This window comes from Congregibacter sp. (genome assembly GCF_047617445.1).
GTDB lineage: Bacteria > Pseudomonadota > Gammaproteobacteria > Pseudomonadales > Halieaceae > Congregibacter.
In genome coordinates, this window is sequence record NZ_JBLGBE010000088.1 from 1 (window position 1) to 14,104 (window position 14,104).

Genomic DNA, 14,104 nt, shown 5'->3' on the forward strand with positions numbered 1-14,104 from the left:
GTCATGGGGCCGCCCCAATCGTCATAGTGCTCGAGCATTGCTTCTGTCGTCTCCGGTACACCGTTAATGGATGTGTACTCATTGGAAACACCGAGCTCCCCGCCTTCGGCGCTCGTTCCGTTGTCACCGGCGATGTAAAACACCAGTGTATTGTCGAGTTCGCCCATTTCTCTAAGGGAGTCGACCAAGCGGCCAATTTCTGTGTCGGCGTACTCTGCAAAAGCAGCAAAAACTTCCATTTGACGGGCGAGCAGACGTTTCTCATCGGCTGTGTGTTCCTCCCAATCTTTGATTCCGGGTGGTTTCGGCGCCAGCTGTGTACCGACCGGCACAACACCAAGCGCAATCTGCCGAGCTAGAGTCTCCTCCCGGACTTTGTCCCAGCCCTGATCAAATTTCCCTTTGTACTTGGCAATCCAGTCGGCCGGCACATGGTGGGGCGCGTGCGTTGCACCCGGGGCGAAGTACAAGAAAAAAGGTTTGTCCGGGGTCAGGGCCTGCTGAAAACCAACCCATTCGATCGCCTTAGTCGTCATGTCGGTCATAAAGTTGTAGTTGGGATCATCAGGCAACTCGACGGGTGTCATTCCATCGTAGATTAGCGGCGACCATTGGTTCGTCTCACCGCCAAAGAAGCCGTAGAACTTGTCGAACCCTTTGCGCGTGGGCCAGCGGTCGGTCGCCCCGGATGGACTGACTTCCCATGCAGCCGTCTCATGATTTTTGCCGAATTGCGCTGTGCTGTAACCATTGAGGCGTAGCACATTCGAAATCGGGGATATGTTCAGGGGAATGACTCCGGTATTCCCAGGAAAAGCCGTCGCCGTTTCAGTGATCGAGCCCATGTTATTCATATGATGGTTACGGCCACTAAGTAGTGCCGCGCGAGTAGGGGCGCACATAGCTGTGGTGTGGAACCGGTTGTAGCGAAGACCCGAGTCCGCAAGTTCATCGAGAGTCGGCATGTGGGCGGGGCCACCAAAAGCACTGGATACGCCGAAGCCCATATCGTCGATCATTATCAACAGAACGTTGGGCGCGCCCTCGGGTGCCGTGACGTCAAATCGCGCAGGCGGCGTTGCGTTTCGCGCATTGAGCTCCGTGTACAAGGCAACTTCCGGCGGATGAATCGGCAATACCCTGCGGTCAAGATTCTGCGCCAAAGCGCCTTGTCCATGTGCAAGAAAGCCGAGGGTTACAGCCAAAGGTACAACTACCGCAATGAGTTTCATAAACATCCTTTATTCCACGAGTTCATGATTTGACCATGCCTTGCGTATGACTTCTAATGCATTAATCGAATTATAGTGATGCACAAAACACATAGTGATTACTCATCGGCAGTTACGGCACGCGCTTAGTCTTTTCAAACATGGGAACTTTACCCGCGCCGCGACTCAAGCGAATATTTCGCAATCGGCGTTTTCCAGAAGTATCAGTAAACTGGAGGCAGACCTAGGGGTCACCTTGTTTGATCGCGAACACAACACCGTGACACCGACTGGCTATGGCGAAACGTTTCTTCGGCGAGCGGCGGCTATCGTGGATGACACAGATGAACTTAAGCGCGAAATAGACCTAATGCGCGGCCTGAACCTTGGGAAATTTTGTGTAGCGCTGGGCATGTACCCCGCGCAAGTATCCGGGAACACCGCGCTTGGACAGATGGTTAGTGACTTTCCTGATCTCCGATACCAAGCATTGACCGGAAATTGGCAAACAGTCAACGAACATGTTCTAAATCGAACGGCAGATCTGGGGTTTGTCGCAATTGAAGCTGCCACGAGCGAAGACCAATTATCGATAGAAAGGGTTAGCGAGCACCAAATGGTGCTCTTTTGTCGGAAAGATCACCCACTTGCCGTGAACAAAGAGCCCACCAGAACGGAACTGGATCAGTTTCCGCTGGTGTCGATTCGCGTGCCCGCAGGTCTGGCAGAAGCCATTCCAGGAAAATCGGACATTGACATTAATAGTGGCCACCTAGTGCCATCTGTGGAAATTGATGATTTTGCCACGGCACGCATGGTCGTCTCTCAAAGCAACGGGATTGGAGCCGCTATACCCTCACAGATCGAATCCGAACTCGAATCGGGCGAACTTATCTTACTCAACTTCCAAAACCCGTGGATATCACCCGTTCACGGGTTTATATTTCTAAAGAATCGATCGATTAGCCCGGCGGCAAAAATGTTTATGGGGAATGTTCTGAAGCTCGAGCGCGCAGCCGAAGAGAAGAACCAATCGCTCATGGAACGATATTTGAGATGACAACGGCCATAGCTGCGCCCTAAGGTTTCCGTGGAAGCGGGCCTTCTGAGCGGGGGACGGCTTACGCGTGATTTGCCATAGTCGGAGTAAGGTATACGCATAAAATAAGTCGACTTTCGGTAAAGGCTTAACCAAAACCAGCAAATCTTGCCGCCAGCGAATTATCACTGCCCCTCAGAGACAAGACGATATGCGGAATTACCGAAATCAATTACCCGAATTGACGGGAGAGTTTTTCCTAACTGATATTGGGCTGGTTCTCGATAGCCAGACCTGCAAAGCACACCCTCACTGGGCTGCCGATACACATACATACAATGTAAACCTTAGAATACGCCTAAGGGAAATCGCAAAATAACAAACACAGACGCCTGACGTCCATGCCGATGTTGCCGTGCTTCACGGGGGAGGTCCAAACGCACGCCCTAAAGAAGCCTCAGGGCGAAGGTAACGGTAAACGGCAGCGCCCAAGATAGGTGTATAACCCTACGGCGTTAAGCACAGGGCGGGGCAACAACAAGGGGCCGAGCATTTGGTTTCAATGCCTGCGGCTAAACAGATAGATGCCGAATTGCTAGCGTTGGTGGGAAGAAAACCTCCGGAGGTTTTCCTTCAAACAGGCATAATAAAACGTAACCCATTGATTTTAAAGGCAATGGGGTGTTTTTTATTCATTTAAGATGAGAAATCTTCAGATAGCCTGAGAACCAACAAGAAGCAAACGTCAAACATCCAGGTTTGAAACATACAGCGCATTCTGCTCGATAAACTCCCGCCGCGGCTCAACCTGGTCGCCCATCAGAGTCGTGAAGATTTCATCCGCCAACATCGCATCATCGATCGTCACCTGCAACATACGGCGACTTTCAGGATCCATAGTTGTCTCCCAAAGTTGCTCAGGGTTCATTTCACCAAGACCTTTGTAGCGTTGAATGTAGTAACCCCGCTTTGCCTCTGTCATGAGCCACTCAAGCCCTTCAACAAAGCTTTGGGTGGGATTGGTTTTCTCGCCACGCTGGAAGTAACCGGTTTCATCAATAAGGTCGTTCAGCGTCTCACCCAGTGCCACCATTGCCGCGTAGTCTTTTGACCTAAAAAACTCGGGTTTGAGCGCGATCGGCCGCTCTACGCCATGCGCCAACATTCGTACCATGGGGTACCAGGTTTCTTGATTATCCGACTTTTGAACGGCAGAATAGCTTGTTCCCTTTGTCTTTAGGGTAAGTAAGCGCTCACTCATTTTTTTGCAATACAACTCAACAGCCGCTTCATCCGTAAGGTCCGCGCCCATCAGATGTGGGCCAAACACGAGCTCCCAAATAAGCTCTTCGGGGTAGTGACGACTGCGACGCTTAACAATCGCTTCCACAGACTGATACTGACGAATCAACTCTGCCAAGGACTCTCCACTGATCGCAGGAGCTTCGGCATTGACATAAAGTGCGGCTCCATCAAGCGCCTGGGCGGTGAGAAATTCGGCCAGTGCGGCATCATCTTTGAGGTACTGGTGCTGCTTGCCTTTGGCGATTTTGTACAGTGGAGGCTGGGCAATATACACATAACCACGATCAATCAATTCGCGCATCTGCCGGAAAAAGAAGGTCAGCAACAAGGTGCGAATATGCGAGCCGTCCACGTCGGCATCCGTCATGATGATGATGCGGTGATAACGTAACTTATCGGGATCAAACTCTTCTTTCCCGATGCCACAACCAAGAGCGGTCACCAGCGTGCCGACTTCTACCGACGCAAGCATTTTGTCGAAGCGAGCTTTCTCGACATTCAGGATCTTTCCCTTGAGTGGCAAAATCGCCTGAAAACGCCGGTTCCGACCCTGTTTTGCAGAACCACCCGCCGAATCACCCTCTACCAGGTAAATTTCTGAGAGCGCGGCGTCTTTCTCCTGGCAGTCCGCCAGCTTGCCCGGCAGGCCTGCAATATCGAGAGCGCCTTTGCGGCGTGTCATCTCTCGCGCTTTACGAGCCGCTTCACGCGCCCTGGCCGCGTCAAGCATTTTGGTCACGATGGCCTTAGCTTCGCCGGGGCTTTCCAGCAAATACTCACCAAAACGGTTGTTCATCGTCTGCTCTACAGCGGTTTTGACCTCTGAGGACACAAGCTTGTCTTTGGTTTGCGACGAAAACTTGGGATCTGGTGCTTTCACAGACACGATCGCCGTCAAGCCTTCCCGGGCATCATCACCCGTTGTATTCACCTTGGCCTTTTTTGCCAACCCTTCGCGTTCGATATAGGCATTAAGAGTTCTGGTGAGCGCCGATCGAAAGCCCGCCAGGTGGGTACCGCCATCGCGCTGGGGAATATTGTTGGTATAGCAGAAGATATTCTCCTGATAGGAGTCATTCCACTGAAGGGCGACCTCAACAGACGTGCCATCTTCGGTATCAGCTTGGAAATGAAACGCTTTGTGCATGGGGGTTTTGTTACGATTCAGGTAAGCAACAAAGGCATGCAAGCCGCCTTCATAGCAATATCGCTCGTCTTTTCCTGAACGCTCGTCCTCGAGGAGGATTTCCACGCCAGAATTAAGAAAAGCCAGCTCTCGAAGACGCTTTGCGAGTATTTCGAACTCAAATTCGATGTTAGTAAAGGTTTCGGCGGACGGTTTAAAACGAATCAGCGTTCCTGTCTTATCCGCCTCACCAACATCCTGGAGAGCGCCCTGAGGCACACCATGCACGTAACGCTGCTCATAGCGTCGACCGGCACGCCAAATCGTCAGCCAAAGCTCTTCTGAGAGCGCATTAACAACCGAAACACCCACACCATGTAGACCACCCGAAACTTTATAGGTGTTGTCGTCGAATTTTCCTCCCGCATGGAGCACAGTAAGAATAACTTCGGCGGCAGACACTCCCTCTTCGTGCATATCTGTAGGAATGCCTCGACCATCATCCTGAACAGAAACAGATTCGTCGGGATGAATGGTTATAAGGATTTTTCCGCAGTGGCCTGCCAACGCCTCATCAATGGAGTTATCTACGACCTCAAAGACCATGTGATGTAGGCCTGTGCCGTCATCAGTGTCTCCAATGTACATACCCGGGCGCTTACGCACCGCATCAAGGCCTTTAAGAACCTTAATTTTCGATCCATCGTAGCTGTCTGATGCATCGCTCATTGCACTTACTCCAGTATTTTAGCGGCCTAAGCCGTTTTTCATCTATTAGTCGCGTCTGGATCAAGCGCCACACGGCCTTGTTCCACGTGAAACATTGCTACTTCTGCGTCTAGCCCTAGCCACTCCATAGGGATGGCTGTGCGACTGACGCAAGTAATCAGTGTCTGTGCCCGCATCGCAGCTAGAGCTCTACACACTCGCTCACAGCGCTCTGCGTCCAACTCCGACGGCAAATCATCTATTAAGTATAAAACCCCACCCTGCTGTCCCGCCAATATTTGGCCCTGGGCTAGCTTCAAAGCGCAAACCAACAGCTTCTGCTGGCCTCGCGACAAAGTATCTGCCGCAGAGTAACCACTTACTGTTACGCGAATATCTGCTCGCTGGGGCCCGGATTGCGTAAACCCCTGCGCTTGATCGGACGACAAACTGCGCTGCAAAGCGTCCGCATAACTACAACTAGCGTCCCATCCACGACGATAAGCCAAATCAACAGGGCCAATCTCCGGCGCCAACTGATTGACTAGGGGCTCAAAAATCGCTCTAAGTGCCGTCAGAAAGCGATCTCGGCCGGCGGACACCAGCTCTGCGTGGACCGCCAAATCACGTGTCCACACTTCTAATTCCGAGGCGTCTAGGTTACCACGGCGAAGAAGATGATTCCTTTGTGTTAACGCTCGCTGGAATCGACGGCGATGCTCTCGAAGGTTATGTTCCACGTGAAACACTCCCCAATCCATAAACCGCCTACGGTTAGCCGGTTCACCCACCAAAAGATCAAAACTTTCGGCATTAATCAGTAGAAGCGGGAGTTCGTCAGCTAGCTGGGATACGGAGCGCGAGGGCTCTCCCGCCACCCTAAGGCTCATCTCTCCACCTTTTTGTCGCTGCACACCCATCGACAGGCTGCCGCTCGCCGCTAAATGCCGCTCCCCCTGAATGACATAAGTCTCTTCACCATGGGTAATTAGTGCTTTAGCGCCACCTGATCGAAAGGACCGCGCTGTCCCTAGAATATGCGCGGCCTCAAGCAGGCTTGTTTTGCCGCTTCCATTAATGCCGTAGATAACGTTGTGCAGCGACAGCGGGCCAAGACTGGCCTGAGTGAGGTTTCTAAGGTGGTGGATATTAAGAGAGGCTAACAGGGGCGCACCCCTCCACGCCCAAGCGACTTAAAGCCGCATGGGCATCACAACGTACAGCGAGTCCCCGCCGTCGGTTTCCTCAAGAAGCGCGCTGCTATTCGAATCTGACAGGGAAAACCGTATTTCATCCCCGCTCAAAACACCCAGCACGTCTAAAAGATACCCAACATTAAAGCCTATCTCGAGCGACTCCCCCGTGTAGTTGACCGGAAGGTTTTCCTCGGCCTGCTCTTGCTCGGGGTTGTTCGCAACGATTTCAAGACTATCGTTGGATAACTTAAGCCGAACACCGCGATACTTTTCGTTCGAGAGAATTGCGGTACGCGTAAACGCCTGGCGCAGTTCGGTTCGGGAGCTCTGAACAATTTTATCGGCGGCACGAGGAAGCACGCGTTCGTAGTCTGGAAACTTCCCGTCTACAAGCTTGGATGTGAACGTGAACTCGGTTGTAGTAGCGCGCAAGTGATTGCTGCCCAGAATAATAGTTACGTCCTCATCATCGCTCTGCATCAGTCGCGACAACTCAAGAACGCCTTTTCGCGGAAGAATAACCTGGGTATCTTCCAAGTCTTTAAGTGTTCCAGGGAAGGTGCAAATCGCGAGACGATGACCGTCAGTAGCCACGGCGCGGAGACGACCGGCACGAAGCTCCCAGTACATGCCATTTAAGTAATACCGCACATCTTGTTGCGCCATGGCAAAGCCCGTGCGCTCAATCAAACGACGCAGCTCTCGCTGTTTTAGGGTGAACTGGTGCGTCCCAATACTATCCTCAATATTGGGAAACTCTCGTGCAGGCAGCGTTGCCAAGGTAAATCGGCTTCTTCCACTGCGTACCGTGGCTTTACCGTCAGACACCGAAATTTCGAGATCAGAACCGTCTGGAAGGCTTTTACAGATGTCCGCGAGCTTTCGTGCTGGCACTGTAATTTCGCCCACATCACCGGCCGCCTCCAAGTTCACGCGTCCTACCAGCTCGACCTCCAGGTCCGTACCGGTAATGGACAAGCGATTACCGTCGAGGTTTAGCAGTACGTTAGATAACACCGGCAAAGTTTGCCGGCGCTCAACCACCCCCGCAACGAGATTCAGGGGCTTAAGCAGTGCGTCACGAGAAACTCGGAATTTCATCAAAAATCCTTAAATCAGCCACGTACGACATAAAAACCGCCATAGTTTAGCGCATCATGCCCACAACATGGTTATGAAAAATGCCGAATTACGGGCAGCAAACTTTGCGTCATTAAACCAAGAAACGAGCCGTCGAATCAGGTCGTTAGCAGCCGCAGTAAGTTTTTGTAATCCTCATGAATGTCGGAGCTTGTTTCTCTAAGCTCACGAATCTTACGGCAGGCATGAAGGACCGTTGTGTGATCGCGACCACCAAAGGCGTCACCAATTTCGGGCAAGCTGTAGTTCGTCAATTCCTTGGCCAGAGCCATAGCCACTTGTCGGGGCCTGGCCACAGAGCGGTTTCTTCGCCGCGAATTTAGATCAGCCACCTTGATCTTGTAATACTCAGCCACCGTGCGCTGGATATTATCTAAACTGACCTGCTTGTCTTGCAAGGCAAGCAAGTCCTTAAGGCTTTCCTTAACCAAATCGACATCAATTGGGCGTCGTGTGAAGTTAGCGCTCGCTATCACCCTCTTTAGCGCACCCTCAAGCTCTCTAACATTAGAGCGAATTCTCTGGGCAATAAAAAAGGCTGCGTCGGGCGGTAAATCAAGCCGCGCCTGACTAGCTTTATTCATCAGTATTGCCACACGTGTTTCAAGATCAGGTGGCTCTACCGCGACGGTAAGACCCCAACCAAAGCGCGACTTCAGGCGTTCTTCCAGCCCATCAATTTCCTTGGGGTAACGATCGCAGGTAAGGATCATCTGCTGACCACCTTCGAGCAAGGCATTAAAGGTATGAAAGAACTCTTCTTGCGAGCGATCTTTTTTAGCAAAAAACTGTATGTCGTCAATTAGCAACGCATCGACGGATCGGTAGTAGCGTTTAAAGTCGGTGATGGCATTCAATTGCAGCGCTTTCACCATGTCGGCTACAAATCGCTCGGAGTGCAGATAAACAATTCTTGCATCCGGCTTGTTGATTTTTAATGCATTACCCACCGCATGCATCAAATGGGTTTTGCCCAAGCCCACTCCTCCATATAAAAAGAGTGGGTTGTACGATCCTCCGGGGTTCTCCGACACCTGTTTTGCTGCGGCTAATGCGAGTTGGTTTGACTTGCCCTCAACAAAATTACTAAACGTGTAGTTGCTCACCAAGTTGTGCTTATGCTGCAAGGCTTCATGAACCTGCGACTTGCTCGCCTGCCCATAGTGCAAAGTGGTTTCGATGAGTGACGACGCCTTTCGGGTACCGAAGGCACCGATATCGGCCTGCGGCGCTAACTCTGCGGCCTCTGTTCCGGCAGCCGAGGCGGTACCACCGACCACCGCAAGCGCTGGACCACGAGAAACCGGTGGCGTCGCCGCCAGCGGCACAGCTGACGCCCGACATGAGCCCGCAGCAATCTCAAGCTGCAACTCCGCCTCGCCGTCTTGTACTTCCCGCAACAACCGCGCAATAAGCTCGCCGTACTTATCGGCGACAAAGTCGCAAATAAAACGATTAGGCGCCAAAAGCTGCAGAGCCTGGTCTGTTTGCGTCGCCTGAAGCGGCCTAATCCATGTGTTGAACTGCTGTGGTGGTAATTCGTTCTGCAAACGAGTTTTGCAGTGTGCCCATATTGCTTCTGACAAGGTTCACTCTCTTCTGCCGTCTGATCTTGAAAAATCCTGCCAGACGATCAATTTTCATGGTTTTTATGGGTTATCAGTAGCGACGCCTTAGATATGGCCCTGATTTCACCTAACTAACAAACGCTTATCTCGCGGTTTTGTCGTATTAAGCGGCTCTAAAGCTCACTTGGCTACCGAAACGTAACGACTTGCCTAGCTTTGTGGATAGCGCTGTTGATATCCCTACACCGAGCAAGGTCGATTCCGCCATCATAACCTCGCCACCCTGACTTATCCACACCTTAGCTGAAAAAAAAGTATTAACTTAACCCATATAAATCAACAGCTTATCTGTTTTCGGTATAAAAAACCACCTAAACCGATTGCTTGTAAGTGAGGGCTGGGTTTGTGGATAACTTGTGTGTATCTTTGGGGAAAAGTGTTTACTGATTGCTGTGCGCCGCGCCAACACTCAACTTTAAGCCCTGTGTAAAACTTTCACTGCGCAGTGAAACTATCGGCGCAACAAATGCAGCAAAATTTATACGCAGTCCATCAATACATGCATTGAATAACCAACGCCGATTCACTACAATACGCGGCCCAATTTTGTCAGCACCACCGGCATTAACCGAATAACGAACTAGCTGTTTGAAAATCAAGCTTTTCGGCTTGCACAACGAGCAGCGAATTCAGTACTGAGACTTAAGCGAGTAGGATCATGAAAAGAACTTTTCAGCCCAGCGTATTAAAACGCAAGCGCACTCACGGCTTTCGTAGCCGCATGGCAACCAAAAGTGGGCGTGCCGTTATTGCTCGTCGCCGTGCAAAGGGTCGCAAGCGTCTCGCAGCCTGATTTAGATCAAGCCTGATTCGCGCGGCAAAAGCGGGCCGTTACTGTGGCTGCTATGTTTCGGCCCAGCCAACGGCTCCTCACAGCAGCCGAATACAGTCAAGTTTTTAAAGACCCGGACCACAAAGCGGGACAAAAAGAGCTACTACTGCTAGCTCGACATAACGACCTACCCCAACACCGGCTGGGTTTAGCGGTCGCTAAAAAACACGTTCCCACCGCTGTGAACCGAAACATCATTAAGCGCCTCGCCCGAGAACACTTTCGGGTGCTCGAGCAAAAAACGCCATCTCTCGATATTGTGATTCTCACCAGACCCGGTGCCCGCAATGCGAGTAGTACCCACATAAAAGAAGCTTTAACCAAACAGTTCGCTCGTTTAGGGTTAGCGGCAAGTCCGTCATGAGGGGTTTGTTCCGATCATTGCTCCAAACGCTCATTCGCGGGTACCAATTGTTATTAAGCCCCTTTATGGGCCACCACTGCCGCTACCATCCCACCTGTTCGCGTTACGCTATTGAAGCTATCGAGGCGCATGGATCCTTGAAAGGCTGCAAACTCGCCGCCCACAGAATTCTCCGCTGTCACCCTTGGCATGAAGGAGGCGCTGATCCCGTTCCTCCAGCCTGTCAACATCAGGACTAATTTTTAATGGATATCCAACGCACGCTGCTCATCGGCGCGATCATGCTCTTGTCATTTATGTTGTTAACAGAGTGGGTCAATTTTCAGGACATCAAGGCTGAGGTGGTTTCTACTGAAACCCGATTGACTGCGAGCCCCGGTGTTCAGCCCGGTTCCGCAAATGGCGACTTACCCGCCGATCTGCCAGCTCCGCTGCCAAACAACGGCAGCACTCTTCCGCCTACTAACGGTGTAGAAGACATTCCTGCCGTTGGCGCTTCCGTTGACACTGCAGCACCCATGGTCACTGCGACCGAGAACATCGTTCAGATATATACCGACAGCCTGCAGGTCGCTATCGATCTCAACGGTGGGGATATTGTTGAAGTCGCCCTCGCTAAGTTTCTAGCCGAAATCGACGACCCTGAAACACCCTTTGTGCTGTTAGAGAATAATTCCCGACGAGTCTATGTCGCACAAAGCGGACTTATCGGACGCGATGGAATTGATAGTAAAAGCCGCGCCAACTACCGAAGCACCCAAAGTCGTTACGACATGGGTGTAGCAGATACCCTCGAGGTGGACCTGCAGTGGAGCAACGATGCCGGCATTAGCGTCACTAAGCGCTTCAGCTTCCAGCGCGACAGCTACGTCGTCGATGTAGAATTCATCATCAACAATCAAAGCGATGCCCGATGGCAAGGCAACCTCTTCGGTCAGATCAAGCGTGATAGCAGCGCGGCTGACTCCGGTGGCGGTGGTGGTATGGGAATGCAGCCTTTCCTCGGCGCGGCTACCACCACCGCTGATGATCGTTTTGAGAAGTTCAGCTTCGATGACATGCTCAAAGAACCCTTTCGCGAACAAAACGCGGGCGGTTGGATAGCCATGATTCAACATTACTTCTTAAGCGCCTGGGTTCCTGCGCCAGAACAAACCCACACCTACAGCACGCGTGTCACCAATAGCGGTTTCAATATTGCTGGATTTACCAGCCCCGCCATTACAGTAGATCCTGGCACCACACAGGAAGTGAGCGCTCGCTTCTATGCGGGACCGAAGGATCAGTACAGTCTTAAGGAGATATCGCCTTTCCTTGAGCTTAGCGTGGACTACGGTTGGCTATGGTGGGTTGCACAACCTCTTTTTTGGTTGCTGACCAAAATTTACTCGTTTGTAGGCAACTGGGGCGCGGCAATTATTCTGCTCACCGTCCTCATCAAAGCCGTGTTTTTCAAACTCTCCGCTACGAGTTACAAGTCAATGGCCAACATGCGGCGTGTTCAGCCAAAAATGGCGGACATTCGCGAACAACATGCCGAGGACAAGCAAAAACAATCTCAGGCAATGATGGAGCTCTACCGTAAAGAAAAGATCAATCCCATGGGGGGGTGTCTACCTATCCTGGTTCAAATGCCCGTCTTCATTGCCTTGTATTGGATGTTGATGGAAAGCGTTGAGTTGCGCCAGGCACCGTTTATGTTGTGGATTAATGACCTTTCTGTCATGGACCCTTATTTCGTCCTACCTTTAATGATGGGCGCCAGCATGTTCTTCATGCAAAAACTTAACCCTCCACCACCGGATCCTATGCAAGCCAAGATCATGCAATGGCTGCCGGTGATTTTCACGTTCTTCTTCTTATGGTTCCCGGCGGGACTGGTCCTTTACTGGGTTGTAAACAACTTGTTGTCCATGGCTCAGCAATACGTTATCACCCGGCAAATTGAGAACGCCGCGGCCAAGAGCTGACCTTACTGATATGAACATTTTGGTCGGCGACAGCGATACCATCGCTGCGATTGCTACGGGCCCCGGTGCCGGTGGTGTAGGGATTATCCGCTTATCAGGACCCAAGGCCTTCTCTGTCGCTAAAACAATGACAGCGATCACTGCCACCGCCAGGCAAGCACACTATGTGCAAATCCATGATCAACACAGAGAGGTTCTGGATCAGGGCTTATTGATTCAGTTCCCTGGACCCCATTCCTTTACCGGCGAAGATGTGGCCGAGCTGCATTGTCATGGTGGGCCGGTGCTCCTGCGCACCATTCTTCGCGAGTGCATCAATTGTGGTGCGCGGCAGGCTGACCCGGGTGAATTCAGTCAGCGGGCATTTTTGAATAACAAAATCGATCTGGTGCAGGCCGAAGCCATCGCTGATCTGATCTCCAGTAGCACGGAGGCTGCTGCTCGCAGTGCAAGCCGTTCGCTTAGCGGAGCTTTCTCCACCCAAATCGACGCCTTGCTGGAACAACTCATTCGCTTACGTGTGTTTATAGAGGCGGCTATCGATTTTCCAGAAGAAGAAATCGACTTTATCGGCGAAAGTGATGTTTTCGAGCGTCTCGAGTCTATTGAGCAATCCATTAGCCAGCTGTTACTCAGCGCACGACGTGGTCGAACCCTGCGTGATGGATTGAAGTTGGTTATTGCCGGAGCACCCAATGCGGGTAAATCCAGCCTACTCAACCAGCTGGCTGAGCAAGACACAGCCATAGTCACAGATATTCCTGGCACCACCCGCGATCTGCTCCGAGAGTACATACAGATCGATGGATTACCCCTGCATATTGTTGATACAGCGGGTCTTCGAGATTCCGGTGACGCTATCGAGCAAGAAGGTATTCGACGAGCACGAACAGAAATGCTCTCTGCGGATCACATCCTTTTGGTAGTGGATAACAGTGGCTATAACAGCTCATCGGACTCCGCCTCTCTTATAGCGACTTACAAAGGCGATCTTCCTCCTTCAATTCCGATAACCCTCATCCGTAACAAATGTGATTTGAATGGAACAGCTGCTTCGCTAACCGCGCACAAAGCGATAACTGAAATCTCTTTAAGTGCTCAAAATGGCGACGGTATTGACCTTTTGCGGCAGCACCTTTTAAAAATAGCAGGAATGAGCGACAGCGAAACATCGGACTTCAGTGCTCGAGAACGACACGTCCTTGCTCTTGAAGACTGTGCTGAGCATCTTCACCAGGGTTTGTTTCAACTCAAACAACACGGTGCCGCCGAACTAATCGCTGAAGATTTACGCTACGCCCAAGATAGCTTAGGCAGCATTACAGGCTCTTTTAGTAACGATGAACTTCTCGGTGAGATTTTCAGCAGCTTTTGCATCGGTAAATAAATTCTTCTCCCCAGCTTATCCACAGAGCTGAATTTCATACACGCTTTAGAACAACAAATACCGTGTCGGCACACAGCCTTGTTAGAACTTTTGAGCACCTTAGATTCTTCGAGGAATGCTCTGTCAAACGCTGGGTAAAGATCCTGTATCGATGAAGACGCAACTGGGGATAAGGATGATAACTACGTCAACGGCCAG

11 protein-coding genes are annotated in these 14,104 nt (G+C 51.3%); 6 read left to right on the forward strand and 5 right to left on the reverse strand.

Annotation, left to right across the window (positions count from 1 at the left end; all coding sequences use genetic code 11):
• Positions 1–1,238 (reverse strand): sulfatase-like hydrolase/transferase (locus tag ACI9KD_RS14995; RefSeq protein WP_414981984.1); only part of this gene is annotated, 1,238 nt, incomplete at its 3' end.
• A gap of 88 nt (positions 1,239–1,326) precedes the next feature.
• Here ACI9KD_RS14995 and ACI9KD_RS15000 point away from each other — a divergent pair.
• A complete protein-coding gene (locus ACI9KD_RS15000) occupies positions 1,327–2,271 on the forward strand; it encodes a LysR family transcriptional regulator (protein WP_414981985.1) in 945 nt (314 codons plus the stop codon).
• 724 nt (positions 2,272–2,995) lie between these two features.
• Here the strand turns inward: ACI9KD_RS15000 and gyrB are convergent.
• The 4 genes from gyrB to dnaA form a co-directional block, all read right to left on the reverse strand.
• Complete coding sequence (gyrB, locus tag ACI9KD_RS15005) at positions 2,996–5,410, reverse strand: DNA topoisomerase (ATP-hydrolyzing) subunit B (protein WP_414981986.1); 2,415 nt, start codon at positions 5,408–5,410, stop codon at positions 2,996–2,998.
• A gap of 38 nt (positions 5,411–5,448) precedes the next feature.
• Positions 5,449–6,555, reverse strand: a complete 1,107-nt coding sequence (gene recF / locus ACI9KD_RS15010) for a DNA replication/repair protein RecF (protein WP_414981993.1) — start codon at positions 6,553–6,555, stop codon at positions 5,449–5,451.
• A gap of 27 nt (positions 6,556–6,582) precedes the next feature.
• A complete protein-coding gene (gene dnaN / locus ACI9KD_RS15015) occupies positions 6,583–7,686 on the reverse strand; it encodes a DNA polymerase III subunit beta (protein WP_414981987.1) in 1,104 nt (367 codons plus the stop codon).
• Between the two features lie 137 nt (positions 7,687–7,823).
• Positions 7,824–9,311 carry a chromosomal replication initiator protein DnaA gene (gene dnaA, locus ACI9KD_RS15020; protein ID WP_414981988.1) on the reverse strand — a complete coding sequence of 496 codons (1,488 nt, stop codon included), beginning with the start codon at positions 9,309–9,311 and terminating at the stop codon, positions 7,824–7,826.
• A gap of 700 nt (positions 9,312–10,011) precedes the next feature.
• Between dnaA and rpmH the strand changes: the two genes are divergently transcribed.
• Genes rpmH through mnmE form a run of 5 tightly spaced genes read left to right on the forward strand, consistent with a single transcriptional unit; the run spans position 10,012 to position 13,906 of the window.
• Entirely contained in the window at positions 10,012–10,146 is a 135-nt protein-coding gene (rpmH, locus tag ACI9KD_RS15025; protein ID WP_083791631.1) for a 50S ribosomal protein L34, read from the forward strand.
• Between the two features lie 52 nt (positions 10,147–10,198).
• Positions 10,199–10,549: a ribonuclease P protein component gene (rnpA, locus tag ACI9KD_RS15030; protein WP_414981989.1), complete on the forward strand. Its 351-nt coding sequence runs from the start codon at positions 10,199–10,201 to the stop codon at positions 10,547–10,549.
• Positions 10,546–10,788: a membrane protein insertion efficiency factor YidD gene (gene yidD / locus ACI9KD_RS15035; RefSeq protein WP_414981990.1), complete on the forward strand. Its 243-nt coding sequence runs from the start codon at positions 10,546–10,548 to the stop codon at positions 10,786–10,788. Before rnpA ends, yidD begins: the two co-directional genes overlap by 4 nt.
• A 6-nt stretch (positions 10,789–10,794) precedes the next feature.
• The gene (yidC, locus tag ACI9KD_RS15040) at positions 10,795–12,519 is read left to right on the forward strand and encodes a membrane protein insertase YidC (protein WP_414981991.1); all 1,725 of its coding nucleotides are present in this window, start codon (positions 10,795–10,797) and stop codon (positions 12,517–12,519) included.
• A gap of 10 nt (positions 12,520–12,529) precedes the next feature.
• Positions 12,530–13,906 (forward strand): tRNA uridine-5-carboxymethylaminomethyl(34) synthesis GTPase MnmE, encoded by a 1,377-nt coding sequence (gene mnmE, locus ACI9KD_RS15045; protein ID WP_414981992.1) that lies wholly within the window; start codon positions 12,530–12,532, stop codon positions 13,904–13,906.
• Positions 13,907–14,104: the final 198 nt, after the last annotated feature.